The following is a 23,146-nucleotide window of genomic DNA, read 5'->3' on the forward strand; positions in this document are numbered from 1 at the left end:
TGTCGGTGGCGCCCTCCGGGGGCGCCGTTCTTCCCGCCATTGCCGGCCTGACCGCCGACAGCCGGCAGGTCGCGCCCGGCTTCCTGTTCGCCGCCCTGCCCGGCAGCCGCGTCGATGGCCGCGCCCATATCGCCGACGCGGTGGCGCGTGGCGCCGCCGCCGTGCTGGCGCCGGAGGGCACGACCTGGCCGCACGACGTGCCGGCACGCCCGCTGCTGCTCTCGGCCGATCCCCGACGTGCCCTGGCCTTGGCGGCCGCCGCCTTCCACGGCGCGCAGCCGAAGATCGCCGTCGCGGTCACCGGCACCAACGGCAAGACCAGCACGGCCGAGTTCCTCCGCCAGCTCTGGGCCCTGACCGGCCAGCCCGCGGCGTCGCTGGGCACGCTGGGGCTGGTGGCGGAAGGCTTCCCGCCCGGCCCTTCCCTGACCACGCCGGACCCGGTGTCGCTGCACGCCACCCTGGCCGCGCTGCAGCGCGCCGGGGTGGAGCATGTGGCGCTGGAAGCCTCCTCGCACGGGCTGGACCAGCGTCGGCTGGACGGGGTGCGGCTGGCGGCGGCCGGCTTCTCCAACCTCACGCGCGACCATCTCGACTACCACGGCGGCATGGAGGGCTACCGTGCCGCCAAGCTGCGGCTCTTCGACACGCTGCTACGCCCAGGCTGCCCGGTCGTGGCCAGCGCGGACATGGAGGCGGCGACGCTGGACGCACTGCTCCGGATTGCCCGGGAGCGCGGCCTGCCAGCCTGGACCACCGGCACCGCCGGGCGGGAAATCCGCCTGCGTCAGCAGCGCCCCCTGCCGCGCGGGCAGGTGCTGGAACTGGACGCCTGGGGCGAGGCCGCCACCGTCGAGTTGGCGCTTCCCGGGGCCTACCAGGCGCAGAACGTCATGCTGGCCCTGGGCCTCGCGGTGGCCACGGGGCTGGACAGGGCGCGCGCCCTGGGCCTGCTGCCCGCGCTGCGCGGCGTGCGCGGCCGCATGGAACTGGCGGCGGAACTGCCGAACGGCGCCGCCGTCTACGTGGATTACGCCCATACGCCGGACGCGCTGGAACGGCTGCTGGAAGCCCTGCGCCCGCATGTCGGCCCGGGCGGGCGGTTGCAGGTGGTATTCGGCGCCGGCGGCGACCGCGACCCCGGCAAGCGCCCGCTGATGGGCGCGGCCTGCGCCGCCCTGGCCGATGTTTGCTGGGTCACGGACGACAACCCGCGCTCGGAGGACCCGGCCGCCATCCGCGCCGCGATCCTGGCCGCCTGCCCTGGCGGGATCGAGGTGGGTGACCGCGCGGCCGCCATTGCCGCCGCGCTGGACGCGCTGCGCCCCGGGGACGTGCTGGCCGTGGCCGGCAAGGGGCACGAGAGCGGCCAGACGGTCGGCGGTATCACCCTGCCCTTCGACGACGTCGAAACCGTGCGCCGTCTGGCGGGGCTGCCGGCGTGAGCGGCACCGCACCGCTCTGGACGGCCGCGGCGCTGCGCGCGGCCACGGAGGGCACGTTGCCGGACGGGGTTTCCGTGTCGGGCGTGGCGCTGGACAGCCGCGCCGTGCGGCCGGGGGAGCTCTTCGTGGCGCTGCGCGACGCGCGCGACGGGCATGATTTCGTGGCCGATGCCCTCGGGCGCGGCGCGGCCGCCGCGATGGTGGACCATGACCCGCCGGGTGTGGCGGTGGATGCGCCTCTGCTGCGGGTGGCGGACACGCTGGCCGGGCTGACGGCGCTGGGCGCCACCGGCCGCGCGCGGTCCGGAGCGCGGGTGGTGGCGGTGACCGGCAGCGTCGGCAAGACCACCACCAAGGAGATGCTGCGCCACGGCCTTTCGGCCATCGGCCCCACCCACGCCGCCACGGCCAGCCACAACAATCATTGGGGCGTGCCGCTGACCCTGGCGCGCCTGCCCGCCGGGGCGGTCTTCGCCGTGATTGAGGCCGGCATGAACCATCGCGGCGAGATCGCGCCGCTGTCGCGCCTGGCCCGACCGCATGTCGCGGTGATCACCACCGTGGCCCCCGCACATCTCGGCCTGCTCGGCTCGGAAGCGGAGATCGCGGAGGAAAAGGCCGACATCATGGCCGGGCTGCTGCCGGGCGGCACCGCCGTGCTGCCCGCCGACGGGCCGCATGCCGCGCGCCTGGCCGAGCGCGCTGCCGAGAGCGGCGTCCGGCTGGTGAGCTTCGGCACCGCCGAGGGCGCCGCGGCGCGGCTGCTGGACTGGCGCGGCGACGCCGTGTCCTCCGTGGCCGAGGTGTCGCTGCACGGCGAGCGCCTTTCGCTGCGCCTGCCGCTGCCGGGCCGCCACATGGCGGCCAACGCCCTGGCCGCCCTCGCCGCTGCCGCGGCGCTGGGGGCCGATCCCGCCCGGGTCGCCGCGGCACTGGAAAGCTTCTCCGCCGGGGCCGGCCGCGGGGCGCGGCAGTGCATCCCCGTCCGCGGCGGTGAGGTGCTGCTGCTGGACGAGAGCTACAACGCTTCCACCGCCTCCGTGCGCGCGGCGCTGGCGGTGCTGGCCGCCCAGCCCGGCCGTCGGATCGCCGTGCTGGGCGACATGCTGGAACTGGGCGAGCACGGACCGGCGCTGCATGAAAGTCTCGCAACAGATGCCGCCGCGGCGGCGGATGTCGTATACGGCTGCGGCCCGCTGACGCTCGGGTTGATGGCGGCGCTGCCGCCGGAAAAGCGCGGCGCACACGCCCCGGATTCCGCCGCGCTGGCCCCGCTGGTCGCGGCGGCGGTGCGGGCGGGCGACGCGGTCATGATTAAGGGTTCGCTCGGCAGCCGCATGGCGGTCGTGGTGGCTGCACTGAAGGAACGAGTTGCGTGATCTTTAACCTCGTCGCACCGCTGGGCGAGCAGTTCATCCTGTTCAACCTCATCCGCTACACGACCTTCCGGTCGGGCGCGGCCTGCCTGACGGCGCTGATGCTGTCCATGATGCTGGGCCCGCGCGTGATCGCCTGGCTGCGCACCTTCCAGCGCGGCGGCCAGCCGATCCGCACCGACGGGCCGGAGCGCCACCTGATCGAGAAGAAGGGCACGCCCACCATGGGCGGCGTGCTGATCCTGCTGGCGCTGGGCTTGTCCACCCTGCTCTGGGCCGACCTGCGCTCCGGCATCGTCTGGGCGGTGCTGACCGTGACCTTCGGCTACGGGCTGCTGGGTTTCTGGGACGACTGGCTGAAGGTCACCAAGCGCAACACCAAGGGCGTGTCGGGCAAGGCCAAGCTGATCGCCCAGGGCGGGCTGGGGCTGGTGGCGGCCTTCTGGCTGACCTGGCTGATGCCCGCCGGGCTGCAGCAAGGGCTGGCGGTGCCGGTGTTCAAGGAAGTGCTGATCCCCTTCGGCATCTTCTTCCCGCTGCTGGCGATGCTGGTGATGATGGGCTCCTCCAACGCGGTGAACCTCACCGACGGGCTGGACGGGCTGGCCATCGTGCCGGTGATGATCGCGGCGGGCGTCTTCGCGTTCATCGCTTACCTCGTCGGCAACCGCGTCTTCGCCGACTACCTGCAGCTGAATTTCGTGCCCGGCACCGGCGAGCTGGCGGTGTTCCTCTCGGCGCTGGTGGGGTCCGGCCTGGGCTTCCTGTGGTTCAACGCGCCTCCGGCCGCGGTGTTCATGGGCGACACCGGCTCCTTGTCCCTGGGCGGGGCGCTGGGCGCCGTGGCGGTGGCCACCAAGCACGAGATCGTGCTGGCCATCGTGGGCGGATTGTTCGTGGTGGAAACCGTCAGCGTCATCATCCAGGTCTTCTGGTTCAAGCGCACGGGCCGGCGGGTCTTCCTGATGGCGCCGCTGCACCACCACTACGAGAAGAAGGGCTGGAGCGAGCCCACCATCGTGATCCGCTTCTGGATCGTCGCCATGGTGCTGGGCCTGGTCGGCCTGGCCACGCTGAAGATCCGCTGATGCAGGGCGCCGACCTCCTCCCGGGACGCGATTCCGTCGAGGGATTCCGCCCCTTTGCCGGGCGGCGCGTGGCCGTGGTGGGGCTGGGCAAAGCCGGGCTGCCCGCGGCGTCGCGCCTGCGCGACTGGGGCGCCGAGGTCGTGGCCTGGGACGACAATGCCGAGCGCCGGGCCGAAGCCGAGCGCGCCGGCATCGCCACGCGCGACGTGTCGGCCGGGCCTTTCGTGCAGGACGCGCTGCTGCTCTCGCCCGGCATCCCGCACCGCCTGCCGCGCGTCCACCCCGCCGCGGCCCGCGCAGCGGAGGCCGGCGCTCCCGTGCTCTGCGACGCCGAGTTCCTGTTCCTGGCCGCCCGCGCCGCCGATTCGCGCGCCCGCTTCGTGGGAATCACCGGCACCAACGGCAAGTCCACCACCACGGCGCTGCTGCACCACACGCTGCGCGGCGCCGGGGTGCCCAGTGCAGCCGGCGCCAACCTCGGCCCCGCCGCCGCCTCGCTGCCCTTGCTGCGCGAGGGCGCCTTCGTGCTGGAAATGTCCTCCTACATGTTGGAACGGCTGGACGCGCTGCGCTTCGACGTGGCGGCGATGCTGAACCTTTCCCCGGACCATCTCGACCGGCACGGCGACATGGCGGGCTATGCCGCGGCCAAGGCGCGGGTGTTCCTCGGCGCGGACACCTCCGTGCTGGGCATGGACGACGCGCCGTCGCGCGCCCTGGCGTCGCGCACCTCCGGCCGGCTGGTGCCGATCTCCGGCGTCGTGCCGCAGCCCGGTGGCGTTTGGGCTGAGGGCACGACCCTGCGCGATGAGGCCGGCGCCATCCTGGACCTGCGCGAGGCCCCCGCCCTGCCCGGCCAGCACAACGCGCAGAACGCCGCCGCCGCCACCGCGATGGCCCTGGCGCTCGGGCTGGACCGGGCGCAGGTGGCCGAAGGGCTGCGTTCCTACCCCGGGCTGCCGCACCGGCAGGAGCGGGTGGCGGAGCAGGACGGCGTGCTGTTCGTCAACGACAGCAAGGCCACCAACGCCGACAGCACCGCCTGGGCGCTGGGCACCTATCCGCGCGTGGTCTGGATCGCCGGCGGCGTGCCCAAGGAGGGCGGCATCGCCTCCCTTGCGCCCTTCTTCGACCGCGTGGCACGCGCCGTGCTGATCGGCCGCTGCGCCCCCGACTTCGCTGCCACCCTGGCCGCGCACGGCGTCCCGCACGAGATCGCGGAGACGCTGGAGCAGGCCGTGCCGGCGGCGCGGGAGGCGGCGCGAAGCACGGGGACGCCGGTGGTGGTGCTGAGCCCGGCGGCTGCTTCCTTCGACCAGTTCAGCGGCTTCGAGGCGCGTGGCGAAGCCTTCCGCGCGCTGGTTCACGCCTTGGTGCACCCTGAGGGGGAGACGGCCTGATGGCCTTTTCGCGCGCGGACGCTTCGGTTCTGGGGCGCTGGTGGTGGACGGTGGACCGCTGGACCCTGGCGGCGCTGCTGACCCTGGTGGGCTTCGGCTACGTGATGATGCTGGCGGCCTCGCCGGCGGTGGCGGAGCGCATCGGCGCGTCCTCGCGCAACATGTTTTTCCTGCGCCAGATCGGCTACCTCGCCGCCGCCTCGGCGGTCATGGTGGCCTTCTCGCTGCTCTCGCCGCGGCAGGTCCGGCGCCTGGCGATCCTGGGCTTCGCGGCGGGCATCGTGCTGACCGCGGCGACGCTGGTGGTGGGCGTGGAGATCAAGGGCGCCCGGCGCTGGCTGCCCATTCCTGGCCTCTCGCTGCAGCCCTCCGAATTCCTCAAGCCCTGCTTCGCCGTGGTGGCGGCCTGGCTGCTGAGCGAGGCGCGCGGCTCCCGCTTTGCCTTCCTCGGCGGCTGGGGCGCCGCGGTGGCGTCCTGGGCGTTGATCGCCCTGCTGCTCAAGAGCCAGCCCGACATCGGCATGCTGCTGGTGGTCACGGCCGTGTTCTTCGCCCAGGCCTTCGTGGCCGGCATGCCCATGCTGCTGGTGGGCGCCGGCGCCGGGCTCGGCGTGCTGGGCGGCATCGGCGCCTACCTGACCCTGCCACACGTGCGCTCGCGCGTGGAACGCTTCCTCGATCCCTCCTCCGGCGACAGCTACCAGGTGGACGTGTCGCTGGAAGCCTTCGGCAATGGCGGGCTGATGGGCGTGGGCCCCGGCGAGGGCCGCATCAAGACCGTGCTGCCCGACGCCCATGCCGACTTCGTCTTCGCCGTGATGGGCGAGGAGTTCGGCATGATCGTCTGCACGCTGCTGATCGCCCTGTTCGTGTTCATCGTGGTGCGCGGGCTGGTGAAGCTGCTGGCCGAAACGGACATGTTCATCATGCTGGCCGCCACCGGGCTGTTGACGCAGTTCGGGCTGCAGGCCTTCATCAACATGGCCTCCGCACTGCACCTGATCCCGACCAAGGGCATGACCCTGCCCTTCGTCAGCTATGGCGGCTCCTCGGTGATCGCCATCGCGCTGGGGATGGGTTTCCTGCTGGCGCTGACCCGCCGCCGCACCGGACGCTCGGAGGAGCCGACGTGAGGGGACCGGCCGTCCGCCCCTTCGTGATCGCCGCCGGCGGCACCGGCGGCCACGTCTTTCCCGCCGAGGCCCTGGCCGCCGAGCTGGTCCGGCGCGGCGAGCGCGTGGCGCTGATGACCGACGCCCGCTCCGGCGCCCTGGGCTCCGCCGCCTTCGCGGGGGCGGAGCGCTTCGTGCTGCCCGGCGCCGGCCTGGCCGGGCGCGGCCCGGTGCGCGCCGCGCGCGGTGCCCTGGCGCTGGCCCGCGGCACCTGGCAGGCGCGCGCCCTGCTCGCCTCGCTGCAGCCGGCGGCGGTGGTGGGCTTCGGCGGCTACCCCTCCGTGCCGCCGGTGCTGGCGGCGCGGTCCCTGCCCGCCTCGCGCCGCCCGGCAGTGGTGCTGCACGAGCAGAACGCCGTGCTCGGCCGCGCCAACCGGCTGCTGAGCCGCGGCACCGACCTGCTGGCGCTGGGTTTCGCGGGTACTGCGCGCGTCCCGAACGGTGTGCGCGCGGAAGCCGTGGGCAACCCCGTGCGCCCCGCGCTCGCGGCGCTGGCCGGGCAGGGCTACGCGCCACCGGGCGAAACGCTGAACCTGCTCGTGCTCGGCGGCAGCCTGGGCGCCCGCGTCTTTTCCGAGGTGGTGCCCGCCGCCATCGCCGCCCTGTCGCCGGCGCAGCGCGGCCGGCTGCGCGTGGTGCAGCAGTGCCGCGCCGAAGACCTGCCGGGCGTGCGCGAGGCCTATGCCGCGGCGGGCGTGGCGGCGGAACTGTCGCCCTTCTTCGCCGAGGTGGCGTCCCTCTTCGCCGCCGCCCACCTCGTGATCTCCCGCGCCGGCGCCTCCTCCGTGGCGGAGATCGCCTGCGCCGGGCGCCCCGCCATCCTGGTGCCGCTGCCGCACGCCATCGACGACCACCAGAGCGCCAATGCCCGCGCCCTGGCCGAGGCCGGCGCGGCCGAGGTGATGCCGCAGCCCGCCTTCACCCCCGACGCCCTGGCCGCGGCGCTGCACGCGCGGCTGGACGACCCCGCGCAACTGCCCCGTGCCGCCGCCGCCTCCGCCGGCCTGGCCCGCCCCGACGCGGCCTCCGCCCTGGCCGACCACGTGCAGGCCCTGGCCCGCGCCCACATCGCTTCCAACGAGGAGGCCGCCTGATCATGCGCGCCCTGCCGCTCAACATCGGTCCCATCCACTTCGTCGGCATCGGCGGCATCGGCATGTCCGGCATCGCCGAGGTGCTGCACAACCTCGGCTATCAGGTGCAGGGCTCCGACGTGGCCGAGGGCTACAACATCGCCCGGCTGCGCAATGCCGGCGTCGCCATCACCATCGGCCACGCCGCGGAAAACATCGGCCAGGCCGCGGTGGTGGTGGTGTCCTCCGCCGTGAAGCGCGACAACCCCGAGGTCCAGGCCGCCCGCGCGCGCCTGCTGCCGGTGGTGCGCCGCGCCGAGATGCTGGCCGAGCTGATGCGGCTGAAATGGGCGGTCGCCGTGGGCGGCACCCACGGCAAGACCACCACCACCTCCCTCGTCGCCGCCGTGCTGGAAGCGGCCAAGTTCGACCCCACCGTGATCAACGGCGGCATCATCAACGCCTACGGCACCAACACCCGGCTCGGTGCCGGCGACTGGATGGTGGTGGAGGCCGACGAGAGCGACGGCTCCTTCCTGAAGCTGCCGGCGGTGGTGGCGGTGGTCACCAACATGGACCCCGAGCACCTCGACCATTGGGGCACCGGCGACGCCATGAAGGAGGGCTACGCCCAGTTCGTCGGCAACATCCCCTTCTACGGCTTCGCCATCCTCTGCGCCGACCATCCGGAGGTGCAGGCGATGATCCCGCGCCTCAGTGACCGGCGCATCGTCACCTACGGCTTCTCGCCGCAGGCCGACGTGCGGGCGGAGCGGGTGATCACCGACCGCATGGGCGCCACCTTCGAGGTCGTGGTGCAGGACCGGCTGGCCAAGCGCACCCGCCACCTCAAGCCCTTCCGCCTGCCGATGCTCGGGCAGCACAACGTGCAGAACGCGCTGGCCGCCATCGCCATCGGCGTCGAGATGGAGGTGCCGGAGGAGGTGATCCGCTCCGCGCTCGCCTCCTTCAAGGGCGTCAAGCGGCGCTTCACCCGCGTCGGCGATGTCGGCGGCATCACGGTGATCGACGACTACGGGCACCACCCCGTTGAAATCGCGGCCGTTCTCAAAGCCGCGCGGCAGGCCGGCGCGCGAGACGTCGTGGCAGTTGTGCAGCCGCATCGTTTTTCTCGCCTGCAATCCCTGTTCGAAGATTTCTGCAAGTGTATGAATGATGCTGGAACCGTGATCGTGGCGGACGTGTACGCGGCAGGCGAGCAGCCCATCGAGGGGATGGACAAGGATGGGCTGGTCGAGGGCCTGCGCGCCCACGGCCACCGTTCCGTCGTGCCGCTGCCCGGGCCGGACTCCCTGGCCGAGATGGTGCACGCCATCGCCCGTCCCGGCGACTACGTGGTGTGCCTCGGCGCCGGGTCGATCACCGGCTGGGCGCATGCCCTGCCCGAGCAGCTGACTGCCCTGCAGGCCAAGTCCGGCCCGCGCCGGCTGGCCGTGGCGACGTGAGCCGACCCGTGGACCACGACGCGATCGTCGCGCAGGCGGCCCTGCCGCCGTTGCGCGGTCGCGTGCAGCGCGACGCTGCGTTGGGGCCGCAGAGCTGGTTCCGCGTCGGTGGTCCGGCCGACTGGCTGGTGCGCCCGGCCGATGCCGACGACCTGCTGGTGTTGCTGCGCGACGCCCCGCCCGAATGGCCGGTGGTGACGATCGGCGCGGCCTCCAACCTGCTGATCCGCGACGGCGGTGTGCGCGGCGTGGTGCTGCGCCTCGGCCGCGGCTTCGCCGAGGTCGTCGTGGAGCCCAACGGCGTGGTGGCGGGCGCCGCGGTGCTGGACGCCACGCTGGCGCAGCACGCCGCCGCCGCCGGGCTGGCCGGGCTGGAATTCCTCAGCGGCATTCCCGGCTCCGTCGGCGGTGCCGTGGCGATGAATGCCGGCGCCTACGGCACTGAGGTGAAGGACGTGCTGGACTGGGCGGAGCTCGCGACCCCCGCGGGCCTGCAACGCCTGTCCGCGAGCGAACTCGGCTTCTCCTATCGCCGCGCCACTCTGCCCACGGGCGCCGTGGTCACCCGCGCGCGCTTCCGCGCCGCGCCCGGTGACGCATCTGCCATCACGGCCCGCTTGGCGGAAATCCGCGAAGGCCGCGAAGCCACGCAGCCCGTGCGGGCGCGCACCGGTGGCAGCACCTTCAAGAACCCGCCGGGACACAAGGCCTGGGCGCTGATCGACGCGGCCGGCTGCCGCGGCCTGCGCCGCGGCGACGCGCAGGTGTCGGAAAAGCACTGCAACTTCCTGCTCAACCTCGGCGCAGCCAGTGCCGCCGACCTGGAAGATCTGGGCGAGGAGGTCCGCGCCCGCGTGCTGGCGCGGAGCGGCATCGCCCTGGAATGGGAAATCAAGCGCATCGGGGAGTTCGCGGCGTGAAGCGCGTCACGGTGCTGCTGGGCGGCCTTTCGGCGGAGCGGGAAGTCTCACTCTCCTCCGGCACGCAATGCGCCCTGGCGCTGGAAGCCGCGGGCTACGAGGTGTCCCGGGTCGATCCCGGCGCCGATCCTGCGGCGCTGATCGCGGCGCTGCGGGCGGCACGGCCGGACGCCGTGTTCAACGCCCTGCATGGCGGGTTGGGCGAGAACGGCAGCGTGCAGGCGATCCTGGACTGGCTGGGCCTGCCCTACACGCATTCCGGCGTGCGGGCTTCCGCCCTGGCGATGAACAAGGCCGCCGCCAAGGCCGCCTTCGCCGCCGCCGGGCTGCCGGTGGCCGAGCAGGTGCTGCTGGACGCCGCCGAGCTGGAAGCGTCCGACCCGCTGCCGCGCCCCTACGTGGTGAAGCCGGTGGAGGAAGGCTCCTCCGTGGGCGTGCACATCCTCAAGACCGGCGACAACCGCCGGGCGGAGATCGCGCGCAACTGGCAGCACGGCGGCATCATCGCCGAACCCTTCATCCCCGGCCGCGAGCTGACGGTGGCCGTGATGGGTGACCGCGCGCTGGAGGTGACGGAGATCACCGCCAGCCACGGCGCCTTCTACGACTACGAGGCGAAGTACGCCGATGGCGGTTCGCGCCACACCCTGCCCGCCCCCGTCCACCCCGCGATCCGCGCGCAGGCGCTGGACGTGGCGCTGCGGGCGCACCGGGCGCTGGGCTGCCGCGGCGTGTCGCGCGCCGATTTCCGCTACGACGACACATCCGGCGAGCCGGGTCGGCTGGTGCTGCTGGAAGTGAACACCCAGCCGGGCATGACGCCGACCTCGCTGGTGCCGGAACAGGCGGCGCATGCCGGCATCGCCTTTCCCCAGCTCTGCGACTGGATGGTCCGCCAGGCCCGGCATGACGGGCCCCGCGCGGCCGAGAACGGGAGCCGTCAGCATGCGGCGTGACACCAAGCGCCCTTCGGGCCTGCGGCTGTGGCTGCGGCGGCGGCGCGGGCTGGTGCGCCCAGCGATCCGCGTGACGGTCGGCTTCGCGCTGCTGGGCGTCGTGGTGGCGGGCGTGTCCGCCTTCGACCCGGCGGGGCAGCTGTTCCAGCTCGGCGAGGGCGTGTCGGGCGCGGTCAGCGGCGTCGGCCTGAAGGTGCGCGAAGTGCGGATCGAGGGGGCGGAGAACGCCTCCCTCCCCGTGTTGCGCACGGCCACCGGCGTCCGCGTCGGCGACCCGATCCTGGGCTTCTCGCCCGAAGCGGCGCGGGACCGGCTGGAAAGCCTCGCCTGGGTGGAGAGCGCCGAGGTGGAGCGCCGCCTGACCGGCACCGTGCTGGTGCGCGTGTCGGAACGGCGCCCCTTCGCCATCTGGCAGAACAACGGCCGCTTCGCCGTGGTGGACCGCGCCGGGCGGGTGATCGCCACCGACCGGCTGGACGCCTTCGGTCCGCTGCCGCTGATCGTGGGTGCCGGCGCGGAGAAGCACGCCGCCGCGCTGCACGACCTGCTGGCGCAATCGCCCGAGGTGCTGGTCCGCACCCAGGCGCTGGTGCGCGTGGGCGAGCGGCGCTGGAACCTGCACCTGCACAACGGCGCGGACGTGCTGCTGCCCGAAGGCGAGGAACGCCCGGCGATCCGCCGCCTGGCGGAGTTGCAGAAGCAGAACGCGCTGCTGGACCGGCCCTTGGCTGCGGTGGACCTGCGGCTGCCGGACCGGCTCGTGCTGCGGCAGGTCTCCGCCCCCGAACCCGCGCGACCCGCCGATATCAGGCGTGGAAGCGGCCGGGGATGAACCAGCTCGTGCGCGTGCCCGTGACCCTGGACGACGAGCCGCCTCGGCGGCGCCGCCGTCGTGCCCGCTCGGGCATCTTCGGCGTGCTGGATCTCGGCTCCACCAAGATCGCCTGCATCATCGCCCGCGTGGACCCCGACGGCGCGCCGCGCGTGCTGGGCTACGGCTGGACCCGCGCGCACGGCATGAAGGGCGGCAACGTCGTCGACCTGCAGGATGCCGAGCGCGCCGTGCGCGACGCCGTGGCGCACGCCGAGGAGATGGCGGACCACAAGCTGTCCGGCGTGATCTGCAATCTCAGCTGCGGCCAGCCCGAGAGCCGCATCCAGAACCTGCAATGGACCATCGGCGGCCGCGCCGTCACCGAGGCCGACCTGCGCGCCGTGCTGTATGACGGCCGCCGCCGCGCCGCCGAGGAAGGGCGCGAGAGCGTCCATGCCGTGCCGCTGGGCTTCACCATCGACGCCACGCCGGGCGTGGACGACCCGCGCGCCATGGTGTGCGACACGTTGGGCGCGCAGCTGCACCTCGTGGGTGCGTCTTCCGCCTCGCTGCGCAACCTCGGCGCCTGCCTCGCCGGCTGCGACCTGGAGATCGAGGAGCTGGTCTCCGCCCCCTTCGCCGCGGCGCTGGCCGTGCTGGTGGAGGACGAGAAGGAACTGGGCGCCACGGTGGTGGACATGGGCGGCGGCTGCACCAGCCTCGCCGTGGTGCACGAAGGCCACCTGCTGCACACGGCGCAGGTGCCGGTGGGCGGCTGGCAGGTGACCAACGACCTCGCCCGCGGGCTGGCGACGCCGATCGCGCAGGCGGAGCGCATCAAGACGCTGCATGGCGGCGTCATGAGCACCGCCGAGGACGAGAAGGACATGCTGCACGTTCCCCAGGTGGGGGAGGACGAGGAGCAGCTCGCGCGCATCCCGCGCGCCATGGTGCTGAACATCGTGCGCCCGCGACTGGAAGAAACGCTGGAACTGGTGCGCGACCGGCTGGACGCGGCGGGACTCGGGCCGGAGATCGGCTCGCGCGTGGTGCTGACCGGCGGCGCCAGCCAGATGATCGGCGTGCGCGAACTGGCGGCGCGCGTGCTGGACCGGCAGGTGCGCCTGGCGCGGCCGCATCCTGTGCGCGGCCTGCCGGAGATTGCGCATGGCCCGGGCTTCGCTACCACGTTGGGATTGCTGGCCTGGGGCGCCGGCGAAGGCCGCCCGGTGCTGGACCTCGATGTCGGCGCCGTTCTCGCGCGCGGACGATTCGCCCGATTCGTGAACTGGCTACGCGACCGAGTCTGAGGCAGGATCGGTTTCGGGGAATACTTCGCTTCACCGCTTGCCGGCACCCGGGGGGAAAACGGGTCCGGCAGGCTTTCGAACCACCGTTTTGCGTCGCCGATAGGGGGGCAACGCCGATGACCTTGAACCTGACCATGCCGAGGCAGCAGCACACGGACTTCTCGCCGCGGATCACCGTGGTGGGCGTCGGCGGTGCCGGCTGCAATGCGGTCAACAACATGATCGCCATGGGTCTCGACGGGGTCGAGTTCCTGGTCACCAACACCGACGCCCAGGCGCTGCTGAACAGCCGCGCCGAGCGCCGCGTGCAGCTCGGCCCGCACCTGACGCAGGGCCTGGGCGCCGGCGCCAAGCCCGAGATCGGCCGCGCCGCCGCGGAAGAAGCCACCGAGGACCTCGCGCGCCACCTGGAAGGCGTGCACATGGTGTTCATCACCGCCGGCATGGGCGGCGGCACCGGCACCGGCGCGGCCCCGGTGATCGCGCGCATGGCGCGCGAGCGCGGCGTGCTGACCGTGGGCGTGGTCACCAAGCCCTTCGACTTCGAGGGACCCAAGCGCCGCCGCGCCGCGGAATCCGGCCTGGACGACCTGCAGCAGTATGTCGACACGCTGATCGTCATCCCGAACCAGAACCTGTTCAGGAAGGCCAACGAGCGCACCACCTTCGCCGAGGCCTTCAAGATGGCCGACGACGTGCTCTACATGGGCGTGCGCGGCGTGACCGACCTGATGGTCAACCCCGGCCTGGTGAACCTGGACTTCGCCGACATCCGCACCGTGATGGCGGAGATGGGCAAGGCGATGATGGGCACCGGCGAGGCCGAGGGCGACGACCGCGCCGTGAAGGCCTCGGAAGCCGCGATCAGCAACCCGCTGCTGGAGGACACCTCCATGCGCGGCGCCCGCGGCGTGCTGATCAACATCACCGGCGGCTGGGACATGACGCTGTTCGAGGTCGACGAGGCCGCGAACCGCATCCGCCGCGAGGTCGACGAGGAAGCCAACATCATCTTCGGCTCCTCGGTCGATGAGACCATGAACGGCCGCCTGCGCGTGTCCGTGGTGGCCACCGGCATCGACGCCCAGGAAGACGAGGAGCTCATGCCGGCCGAGGCGCCCAAGGTCGTCGCCATCGGCGGCGGTTCGGCGCTGCCGGCGGCGGTGGGCACGCATGGCCTGTCCGGCGGCATGACCGCCGGCATGGCGGGCGCACCTGTCAGCCCGATGTCCCGCGCCGGGCTGCTGCGCCCCGCCTCGCCCCCGGCCGGCCCGCTGGGCGCGCCGGTAGTGGCGCCGGCGGCGCAGGCCCCGCACGCCAGCCCCGCGCCCACCGGCCCGGTTCGCCTTCCGATGCGCCGCGCCGCCACCGTGTCGGAGCCCGCGCCGGTCGAGCAGCACCTGTCCGAGGCGGTGGAGGAGCACGACCCGACCCCGACCGCGGAGCCGGTGCTGCGCGGCCCGCTGGCCCCGCCGCGTCCGCCCGTCGCGGCGGCCCCGACCGGCGCGGCCAGCGCCCAGGGCGGCCTGAACCGCCTGTTCCGGCAGGCCACCGGGCTGATGAAGCGCCAGCTTCCGGACGAACCCGGCGTGGCTCAGGGACCGGCGGCACGCGGTGCGGAGCAGCCCCAGGCGACCCCGCGCGCCCCGCAGGCGACGGAAACCGGTCTCGACATTCCCGCCTTCCTTCGCCGCCAGAAGAACTGAGCTCTTCACCGGCCCCGAATCGCCCCCGTCCGGACACCGGGCGGGGGCTCATTTTTGCGACGCGAATTTCCCTTAAAAACAAACGCTTACGTGGTAACATCGGGAAATAACGCTTGACTGGCTGCATCCCGCCGCGGGTGCCACTTTGCCCTTCGAAGCGGCATACGAGCCGCTAGCCGGGGTGCAGGTGAATGGACGGCTTCTTTCCTGTCGTGTCTGGTCGTCGCAGGACGCTGAAGTCGGCCATCGGCTGCGTCGGCATCGGCCTGCATTCCGGCAACCGCGTTTCCCTGCGTCTCTGCCCGGCCCCGGCCGGCCAGGGCATCGTGTTCCGCCGCACGGATCTTGGCGTGGATCTCCCCGCCCGCCACGATCTGGTGTCCGACACCCGGCTCTGCACCGCCCTTTCCCTGGGGGAAGCGCGAGTCGGCACGGTTGAGCACGTGATGGCTGCGCTGGCCGGCTGCGGCGTGGATGACGCCACGGTGGAGCTGGACGGGCCGGAAGTACCGATCCTGGACGGTTCCGCCGCCCCCTTCGTGTTTCTGATCGACTGCGCCGGGGTGACCCCCACCCCGGCTCCCCGTGAAGCCATCGAAGTGCTCAAGACCGTCCGTGTCGGCGACGGCGAGTCCTGGGCCGAGCTCAGCCCCTCCCCCCGGGCCGGGCTCGACGCCACCCTGTCCATCGAGTTCGAGGGCACGGCGGTGGGGCACCAGGCGATCTCCCTGGTGATCACCCCCGACGCCTTCCGCACCGTGCTGGCCGACGCCCGCACCTTCACCCTGGCCGAGGACGTGGCCCGGCTGCGCGCCGTGGGCCTGGCCCGCGGCGGGTCGCTGGACAATGCCGTGGTGGTGGACGGCCCGCTGGTGCTGAACCCCGGCGGCCTGCGCCACCCGGAGGAGTTCGTGCGCCACAAGCTGCTGGACGTGGTGGGCGACCTGGCCCTGGCCGGTGCGCCGCTGAAGGCGCGCTTCCGCGGCCACCGCTCCGGCCATGCGCTGAACAACCGGCTGCTGCGGGCTCTGTTCGCCGATGCGTCCGCGTGGCGGGTGCAGGACAGCGGCGTGTCGGCCGGCGGGCCGGCGCACATGCCTCTCGCCGTGGCGGCGGCACCCGCGGTCGCCTGAGACGCCGTTCCCTCGGCGCGGCGTCCGGCCAGCCCCTTTCCTCCTCGTGGCACGGTCCGTCGCGGTGGCGCGCACCCGGCGACCGGCTACCTGCCGCGTTCATGGTTCATAATCTGTTCCGCGATGCACGGAGCCCCTGCCGGCCAGCCGGGCCCGTGGTATAGAGCCGCCACGATGCGAACCATTCCCCCTGCCCGTCGCAACATCCACTGGGCCCTGCCCATCGGGGCCTTGCTGCTGCTGCCGCTGCTCGGCGGCTGCGAGACCCTGGGCATCTCGCAGTGGAACGGCTCCTCCTCCGCCCTGACGGCGCGGCCCAACTACGTCGAGCAGACGCCCGAGGCGCTCTACGCCGCCGGCATCGAGGCGCTGCGCGCCGAGCGCCCGGCGCAGGCGGTGGAGCTGTTCGACGCGGTGGAGCGGGAGCACCCCTATTCCACCTGGGCGACCTCCGCCCGGCTGATGAGCGCCTACGCGGAATATTCACGCAACCGCTACACGGAAGCCCTGGGCGGTCTGGACCGCTTCATCCAGCTGCATCCCGCGCATCGCGACATCGCCTACGCCTACTACCTGCGCGGCCTCTGCTACTACGAGCAGATCAACGACGCCGAGCGCGACCAGTCCGGCACCGCCACCGCCGTGACCGCGCTGCAGGACGTGGTGAACCGCTTTCCCAACACGACCTATGCCCGCGACGCCCGGCTGAAGATCGACCTAGCGCGCGACCACCTCGCCGGCGCCGAGATGACGGTGGGCCGCTTCTACCAGGCGCGGCGCCTCTATGCCGCGGCGATCGGCCGCTTCCGGGTGGTGGTGGACAACTACCAGACCACCAACCACGTGCCCGAAGCCCTGCACCGGCTGACCGAGATCTACCTCGCCATGGGCCTGCCCGACGAGGCGCGGAAGACCGCTTCCGTGCTGGGACACAACTACCCGGGCAGCCCCTGGTACCAGGACAGCTATGCCCTGCTGGTGGCCGGCGCCCCGCCCGCCCCCGGCGACCAGCCCGGCTTCTTCCGCCGGGTCGTGGACTCGGTGTTCTGACGTCCCGAGACCTGTTTAGGGGGGCCGCGTGCTCGCCTCGCTCCTGATCCGCGACGTGGTGCTCATCGAGCGCCTGGACCTGCATTTCGGCCCCGGCCTGACCGTGCTGACCGGCGAAACCGGTGCGGGCAAGTCGATCCTGCTAGACAGCCTCGGCCTCGCCCTCGGCCAGCGGGCCGAGAGCGGGCTGGTGCGCGCCGGTCAGACCCAGGCCAGCGTGGTAGCCGCCTTCTCGCCCCCACCCGACCATCCCGCCTTCGCCTTGCTGGCGGAGCAGGGGATGGAGAACGAGGGCGACATCGTGGTGCGCCGCGTGGTTTCCGCCGACGGCCGTTCCCGCGCCTTCGTCAACGACGAGCCGGTGGGCGTGGCGCTGCTGCGCCGCCTCGGCGCGCTGCTGGTGGAGGTGCAGGGACAGCACGATCAGGTCGGCCTCGCCGATCCCGCCACCCATGGCAGCCTGCTGGATGCCTTTGGCGGACTGGAAAGCCGCCGCAACAAGGTGGCCGAAACCTTCCGCTCCTGGCGCGCCGCGCAGCGCACCCTGAAGGAAGCGCGCGAGGCCATCGCCGCCGCCCAGCGCGACGAGGAATGGCTGCGCCACGCCGTAGGCGAGCTGAGCGACCTCGCCCCGGTCGAGGGCGAGGAGGAGGAGTTGTCGCGCGAGCGCCAGGGCCTGCAGCAGGGCGAGCGCCGGGCGGAGGCCATCGCGTCCTCGCTGAGCGAGTTGCAGCCGCGCGACCGTCGCGGCTCCACCGGCCCCGCCGCAGCCCTGCGCAACGCCGCGCGCGCGCTGGAACGCCTGCCGCCACCCAACGAGGAAGCCGCCCCCGCCCTGGCCGCCATCGCCGCCGCGCAGGACGCGCTGGCCGAGGCCGAGACGCTGCTGGAGCGTCTGACCGCCGATGCCGGCCCCGACCCGCGCCGCCTGGAACAGGTGGAAGAGCGGCTGTTTGCCCTGCGCGCCGCCGCCCGCAAGCACGCCGTGCCCACGGTGGAACTGGCCGGGCTGCTGGGCCGGCTGCGCGATCGCCTGGGCGCGCTGGATGCCGGCACTGGCCGCGTCGCCGCGCTGGAAAGCGCGGCCGAAACGGCGCGCGAAGCCTACGCCACCGCCGCCGTGGCGCTGACGGAAGCCCGCACCGACGCCGCCCGCGCGCTGGAAAAGGCGGTGGCCAAGGAGCTGGTGCCGCTGAAGCTGGACCGCGCCCGCCTGCACATCGAGCTGATGCCGCGCGAAGAGAGCGCCTGGGCCGCGGACGGCATGGACCGCGTGACCTTCCTGGTCTCCACCAACCCCGGGCAGGTGCCAGGGCAGCTGGCCAAGATCGCCTCGGGGGGTGAATTGTCGCGGCTGATGCTGGCGCTGAAGGTGGTGCTGGCGCGCGGCTCGCCGGTGCCGACGCTGGTCTTCGACGAGGTGGACAGCGGCATCGGCGGCGCCACGGCCGCCGCAGTGGGCGACCGGCTGTCGCGCGTGGCCGACCGGCTGCAGGTGCTGGTGGTGACGCACTCGCCGCAGGTCGCGGCGCGCGGGACGGCGCATTTCCGGGTGGCCAAGGGCGTTCGCGGCGGGCGGGCCGAAACCCGGGTGGAACCGCTGCGCACCGCGGAACGGCGCGAGGAGATTGCCCGCATGCTGGCCGGCGAGCGCATCACCGAAGCCGCCCGGGCTGCCGCCGACGACCTGCTGGCCGGGGCGGCCTGATCCGCGCGACCTGAGCCGGGCCGCCTGAACCGCGCGGCCTGATCAGGGGCGCGCGATCCGGGCAGCCAAGCTGTCCCGCGTCGCACCGGCGCGGCGGCCCTCCCTCCGGCCCCGGCGCCCCGCCGTCCCGCAGCCGCTCCCCGCAGGGTGAACGGCCGGAACGGCGCGGGTCCGTTTCCTCGCCCGGACGCTGCCGCTATGCCGGTGCGGATGTCCCGGGCCCGATCCTCCGCCGATTCCCTGCGCCTCCGCGAGCCCGCCTCGCTGACCGAGGAGGAAGCCGCCGCTGAACTCGCCGCCCTGGCGGAGGAGATCGCGGCCGCCGATATCGCCTACCATCAGCAGGACGCGCCGGTGATCACCGACGCGGAATACGACGCGCTGCGCCGGCGCAACACCACCCTGGAGGAGCGCTTCCCCGCCCTCCGACGCGCCGACAGCCCCAACGCGGCGGCCCCCGGCGCGCCGCCCGCGGCGGGCTTCGCCAAGTCGCGCCACGGCACGCCGATGCTGTCGCTGGACAACGCCTTCGGCGTCGCCGACTTCGCCGAGTTCGCCGCCCGCATCCGCCGCTTCCTGGGCCTGTCGGCCGAGGAAACGTTGCGCTTCGTGGCGGAGCCCAAGATCGACGGGCTGTCGGTCAACCTGCTGTTCGAGGACGGCCAGTTCACCCGCGGAGCCACGCGCGGCGACGGCACGGTGGGCGAGGACATCACCCGCAACCTGGAAACGCTGGCCGACCTGCCGCGCGCCCTGCCCGCCCCCTTTCCCGAGCGCATCGAGATCCGCGGCGAGGTCTTCATGACCAAGGCGGACTTCCTGGCCTTCCACGCCGAGCAGACCGCCCTGAACGCCGAGCGCGAGCGGCGCCGCGCCGCGGGCGAGCGCGCCGGCGAGGCGGTCCGCATCCCCGTGAACCCGCGCAACGCCGCCGCCGGCTCGCTGCGGCAGCTCGACCCGGAGGCGACGCGGCGGCGGCCGCTGAAGCTCTTCGCCTATGCCCAGGGCGTGTCCAGTAGCCCGGTGGCGGAAACCCACTCGGCCTATCTCGACACGCTCCGGCGCTGGGGCTTCCAGGTGAACCCGCTCTCGGAACTGCTGCCCGACGAGCACGCGGCGGAGGCTTTCCAGGCGCGGCTGGCGGCCGAGCGGGCGGCGCTCGCCTACGACATCGACGGCGTGGTGTACAAGCTGGACCGGCTGGACTGGCAAGCGCGGCTGGGCTTCGTGGGCCGCGCGCCGCGCTGGGCCATTGCCTGGAAGTTCCCGGCGGAACAGGCCACCACGGAACTGCTGGCGATCGAGATCCAGGTCGGCCGCACCGGGGCGCTGACGCCGCGCGCGATCATGCAGCCCGTCACCGTGGGCGGCGTGAAGGTGCAGCACGCCACCCTGCACAATGCCGAGGAGATCGCGCGCAAGGATGTCCGCGTCGGCGACACGGTGATCCTGCAGCGCGCCGGCGACGTGATCCCGCAGGTGGTGGGCATCGTGCCGGAGAAGCGGCCGCCCAACAGCCAGCCCTTCGTGTTTCCTGAAACCTGTCCGGCCTGCGGCTCGCACGCCGCCAGCGCGCCCGGCGAGGTGGTGAAGCGCTGCACGGGCGGGCTGATCTGCCCGGCGCAGCAGGTGGAGCGGCTGATCCACTTCGCTTCCCGCAACGCGCTCGACATCGAGGGACTGGGCATCGAGAACGTCGAGCAGCTGCACCGCGAAGGGCTGGTCAACACGCCCGCCGACATCTTCCGGCTCAAGGACCACCGCGCCACCATGCAGCGCTGGGACCGCTGGGGTTCCGGCGGCAAGGCGACGCGCAAGGTGGACAACCTGCTGGCCGCCATCGAGGCGCGGCGGCAGCCCTCGCTGGAGCGCTTCCTGTTCGCGCTAGGCATCCGCCGCATCGGCGAGCAGAACGCCAAGTTGTTGGCGCGGCACTACGGCACCGCGGCCAGCTGGCGCGACGCCATGCTGGACGCCCGGGTGGTCGGCTCCGAGGCGCGGGAAGCGCTGGGCGGCATCCAGGGCATCGGCCCCGCCATCGCCGAGGAACTGGTGGAGTTCTTCGCCGAGCCGCGCAACCTGGCCGCGCTGGACGACCTGCTGACGGAGGTGACGCCCGAGCCCGCCGAGGCGGTGGCGGAGGGCGCGCTGTCGGGCAAGAGCATCGTGTTCACCGGCGGGCTGGAAACCATGACGCGGCAGGAGGCCGAGGCCCGCGCCGAGGCGCTGGGCGCCAAGGTGGTCAAGAGCGTGTCCAAGCGCACCGACTACGTGGTGATCGGCACCGATGCCGGGTCCAAGGCCACCAAGGCGGCCGAACTGGAGCTGACCACGCTGAGCGAGGCGGAATGGCGCGCCCTGGCGGGCTTCCCGGCGTGACCCGGGGCACCCGGACGGGACGCGCGCTCGCGGCTCTCTCCCTGTTGCTGGCGCTGGCGGCCTGCGCCGGCCGGCCCCCAACGGTGGCGGAGGCACGTTCCCCGTTCCGCTGGCACGCCGTGCTGGTGGGGGCGGATGGCAGCCTGCCCGTGTTCGACAACGCCACGGCCAAGCTCGCCGCCGGCCTGGCCGCCGGCGGGGTGCAGGACATCCGCCGCTTCAGCGCGTCCCGTCGCCGCCCCGAGGGCGCCGATCCCGCGCTGCTGCCGGCCGTGACGGAGGCGATCGCCGCGCTCCGCCCAGCCCCCGGCGAGGGCTGCCTGGTGTTCGTCACCTCGCACGGCGCGCCCGGGCGGGGGCTGGTGTTCGCCGCCTCGCGGGCCTTCCTCTCCCCTGCCCTGCTGGATGCAGCGCTGAACCGGGGCTGCGGCGAAGCACCCACCGCCGTGATCGCCTCCGGCTGCTTTTCCGGCAACTTCGCCGCGGCGCCGATGGCGCGGTCGAACCGGGTGGTGCTGACCGCCGCACGGGCGGACCGTCCCTCCTTCGGCTGCGGCGCCGGCTTCTTCTACACCGTATTCGACGCCTGCCTGGCCGAGGCGCTGGACGCCGCGGCCCCCGCCGGCTGGGCCGCCGTGGCGGGCGGCACCCGCGGCTGCGTGGAGCGGGAAGAGGCCCGCCTGTCCGTGCCGGCCTCCGAGCCGCAATTCTTCACCGGCGACCGCGTGCGGACCCTGCCGGTGCCCTGGAAGCCCGTGCCCAGCAGCTGAGGGGCCGCTCCCCGGCAACCCCGGCGGAGCAGGCGGCGTTCCCGCCGGCAGACACGCGCCCCGGCGGCACGGCCGCGCCATCCTGCTACGCCGTCGCGGCGATGCTCGGGGGCTGCGCTTGCCGCCGGCATCGGCACCACCCGGCGGTGCCGCCCGCCCAACCCGGATCGGAACATCCTTGCCCCTGTTTTCCCGCACCTCGAGCCGAGACCTCGCCCAGGACCTGACGGAGCGCTTCCCCTGGTCCGGGCGGCGGTGGCGCCTGGGCCGGACGGGCACGGCGCTGACGGCGGGGGCGGCGGTGCTGGGCGGGCTGGCCCTGGCGAATCACCTGCTCGCGCGCCGGGCCGAGCGCCGGAACCCGCCCAAGGGCCGCTTCGTCGAGGTCAACGGCGTCCGGTTGCACTACATCGAGAAGGGCAGCGGCAGCCCGATCGTGCTGCTGCACGGCAACGCCGTGACCGCCGAGGATTTCGCGATCAGCGGCCTGCTCGACCGCCTGGCGCAGCGGCACCGCGTCATCGCCTTCGACCGGCCAGGCTTCGGCTACAGCCAGCGGCCGCGCGGCACGGTCTGGACCGCCCAGGCGCAGGCGGCGCTGTTCCATGCGGCGCTGGGCCAGATGGGCATCCGCAAGCCCGTGCTGGTGGGCCATTCCTGGGGCACGCTGGTGGCGCTGTCGATGGCGCTGGACAACCGGCTGAACACGGCGGCGGTGGTGCTGCTGTCCGGCTACTACACGCCCGGGCCGCGCGCCGACGTGGCGCTGACGCTGTGGCCGGCGGTGCCGGTGCTGGGCGACATCCTGCGCTACACCGTGTCGCCGCTGCTGGGCCGGCTGCTGCTGCCGCTGGCGGTGCGCAAGATGTTCGCCCCCGCCCCCGTTCCCGCCCGCTTCTCGGCCGGATTCCCGTTCTCGCTGATGCTGCGGCCGTCGCAGATCCGCGCCACCGCCGCCGACAGCGCCCTGATGATCCCCGGCGCGGCGTCGCTGCTGAAGCGGCACGGCGAGCTGGCGGTGCCGCTGACGGTGGTGGCGGGCAGCGACGACAAGATCGTGGACACCGCGAAGCAGTCCGGGCGGCTGCACCGGGACGTGCCGGGCAGCGCCATGCTCAGCGTCGGCGGGGCCGGGCACATGATCCACCATCTGGCCCTGGAACAGGTGGCGGGTGCCATCGAGTCCGCGGCCGCGCAGGGGAGCGACGCGGGCCGGAGCCTGCCGCGCCCTGCTTAGGGGCACTGGCGCACCGTCCTCCGGAGCGGCGGTTCGCCTTACTTCCTTACCATCTTACTTCCTTACCGCGGGTCCCCGCGGCAAGGCGTGTTTCAGAGCTTAGTTGTACAACTTCAGTAGCTTAGAAGTCAAGCGTGGCGGCG

18 protein-coding genes are annotated in these 23,146 nt (G+C 73.3%); all 18 read left to right on the forward strand.

Translation table 11 applies throughout. From position 1 onward, the window contains the following. The first annotated feature begins 5 nt into the window (after positions 1-5). The 18 genes from ACLIBK_RS19700 (at position 6) to ACLIBK_RS19785 (ending at position 23,003) form a co-directional block, all read left to right on the forward strand. Complete coding sequence (locus ACLIBK_RS19700; RefSeq protein ID WP_415389029.1) at positions 6-1,445, forward strand: UDP-N-acetylmuramoyl-L-alanyl-D-glutamate--2,6-diaminopimelate ligase; 1,440 nt, start codon at positions 6-8, stop codon at positions 1,443-1,445. Further along, positions 1,442-2,824, forward strand: coding sequence for a UDP-N-acetylmuramoyl-tripeptide--D-alanyl-D-alanine ligase (locus ACLIBK_RS19705; RefSeq protein ID WP_415389005.1), 1,383 nt, complete (start codon positions 1,442-1,444; stop codon positions 2,822-2,824). The genes ACLIBK_RS19700 and ACLIBK_RS19705 overlap by 4 nt, the downstream gene beginning before the upstream one ends. Then, positions 2,821-3,909, forward strand: coding sequence for a phospho-N-acetylmuramoyl-pentapeptide-transferase (mraY, locus tag ACLIBK_RS19710; RefSeq protein ID WP_415389006.1), 1,089 nt, complete (start codon positions 2,821-2,823; stop codon positions 3,907-3,909). Before ACLIBK_RS19705 ends, mraY begins: the two co-directional genes overlap by 4 nt. Next, complete coding sequence (murD, locus tag ACLIBK_RS19715) at positions 3,909-5,309, forward strand: UDP-N-acetylmuramoyl-L-alanine--D-glutamate ligase (RefSeq protein WP_415389007.1); 1,401 nt, start codon at positions 3,909-3,911, stop codon at positions 5,307-5,309. The genes mraY and murD overlap by 1 nt, the downstream gene beginning before the upstream one ends. After that, positions 5,306-6,442 (forward strand): FtsW/RodA/SpoVE family cell cycle protein, encoded by a 1,137-nt coding sequence (locus ACLIBK_RS19720; protein WP_415389030.1) that lies wholly within the window; start codon positions 5,306-5,308, stop codon positions 6,440-6,442. Before murD ends, ACLIBK_RS19720 begins: the two co-directional genes overlap by 4 nt. Beyond that, on the forward strand, positions 6,439-7,575 hold the full coding sequence (locus tag ACLIBK_RS19725) for a UDP-N-acetylglucosamine--N-acetylmuramyl-(pentapeptide) pyrophosphoryl-undecaprenol N-acetylglucosamine transferase (protein WP_415389008.1): 1,137 nt from the start codon (positions 6,439-6,441) through the stop codon (positions 7,573-7,575). Before ACLIBK_RS19720 ends, ACLIBK_RS19725 begins: the two co-directional genes overlap by 4 nt. 2 nt (positions 7,576-7,577) lie before the next feature. Next, positions 7,578-9,020, forward strand: coding sequence for a UDP-N-acetylmuramate--L-alanine ligase (gene murC, locus ACLIBK_RS19730; protein ID WP_415389009.1), 1,443 nt, complete (start codon positions 7,578-7,580; stop codon positions 9,018-9,020). Between the two features lie 8 nt (positions 9,021-9,028). Then, entirely contained in the window at positions 9,029-9,940 is a 912-nt protein-coding gene (murB, locus tag ACLIBK_RS19735; RefSeq protein ID WP_415389031.1) for a UDP-N-acetylmuramate dehydrogenase, read from the forward strand. Next, on the forward strand, positions 9,937-10,896 hold the full coding sequence (locus tag ACLIBK_RS19740; RefSeq protein ID WP_415389010.1) for a D-alanine--D-alanine ligase: 960 nt from the start codon (positions 9,937-9,939) through the stop codon (positions 10,894-10,896). The genes murB and ACLIBK_RS19740 overlap by 4 nt, the downstream gene beginning before the upstream one ends. Continuing rightward, the gene (locus ACLIBK_RS19745; RefSeq protein ID WP_415389011.1) at positions 10,886-11,728 is read left to right on the forward strand and encodes a cell division protein FtsQ/DivIB; all 843 of its coding nucleotides are present in this window, start codon (positions 10,886-10,888) and stop codon (positions 11,726-11,728) included. Before ACLIBK_RS19740 ends, ACLIBK_RS19745 begins: the two co-directional genes overlap by 11 nt. Continuing rightward, positions 11,725-13,020 carry a cell division protein FtsA gene (gene ftsA, locus ACLIBK_RS19750; RefSeq protein WP_415389012.1) on the forward strand — a complete coding sequence of 432 codons (1,296 nt, stop codon included), beginning with the start codon at positions 11,725-11,727 and terminating at the stop codon, positions 13,018-13,020. Before ACLIBK_RS19745 ends, ftsA begins: the two co-directional genes overlap by 4 nt. A gap of 116 nt (positions 13,021-13,136) precedes the next feature. Beyond that, on the forward strand, positions 13,137-14,726 hold the full coding sequence (gene ftsZ, locus ACLIBK_RS19755; protein ID WP_415389013.1) for a cell division protein FtsZ: 1,590 nt from the start codon (positions 13,137-13,139) through the stop codon (positions 14,724-14,726). Positions 14,727-14,917: 191 nt separating this feature from the next. Beyond that, a complete protein-coding gene (lpxC, locus tag ACLIBK_RS19760; RefSeq protein WP_415389014.1) occupies positions 14,918-15,859 on the forward strand; it encodes a UDP-3-O-acyl-N-acetylglucosamine deacetylase in 942 nt (313 codons plus the stop codon). A 174-nt stretch (positions 15,860-16,033) separates the two neighbouring features. Then, on the forward strand, positions 16,034-16,909 hold the full coding sequence (locus ACLIBK_RS19765) for an outer membrane protein assembly factor BamD (protein ID WP_415389015.1): 876 nt from the start codon (positions 16,034-16,036) through the stop codon (positions 16,907-16,909). A gap of 28 nt (positions 16,910-16,937) precedes the next feature. Continuing rightward, positions 16,938-18,617: a DNA repair protein RecN gene (recN, locus tag ACLIBK_RS19770; protein ID WP_415389016.1), complete on the forward strand. Its 1,680-nt coding sequence runs from the start codon at positions 16,938-16,940 to the stop codon at positions 18,615-18,617. 210 nt (positions 18,618-18,827) lie between these two features. Then, the gene (gene ligA / locus ACLIBK_RS19775) at positions 18,828-20,996 is read left to right on the forward strand and encodes an NAD-dependent DNA ligase LigA (RefSeq protein WP_415389017.1); all 2,169 of its coding nucleotides are present in this window, start codon (positions 18,828-18,830) and stop codon (positions 20,994-20,996) included. Beyond that, a complete protein-coding gene (locus ACLIBK_RS19780; protein WP_415389018.1) occupies positions 20,993-21,766 on the forward strand; it encodes a C13 family peptidase in 774 nt (257 codons plus the stop codon). The genes ligA and ACLIBK_RS19780 overlap by 4 nt, the downstream gene beginning before the upstream one ends. A 178-nt stretch (positions 21,767-21,944) precedes the next feature. Beyond that, positions 21,945-23,003 carry an alpha/beta fold hydrolase gene (locus ACLIBK_RS19785; protein WP_415389019.1) on the forward strand — a complete coding sequence of 353 codons (1,059 nt, stop codon included), beginning with the start codon at positions 21,945-21,947 and terminating at the stop codon, positions 23,001-23,003. The last annotated feature ends 143 nt before the right edge of the window (positions 23,004-23,146 follow it).

This window comes from Roseomonas sp. BN140053, from assembly GCF_047690175.1.
Classification (GTDB): domain Bacteria; phylum Pseudomonadota; class Alphaproteobacteria; order Acetobacterales; family Acetobacteraceae; genus Roseomonas.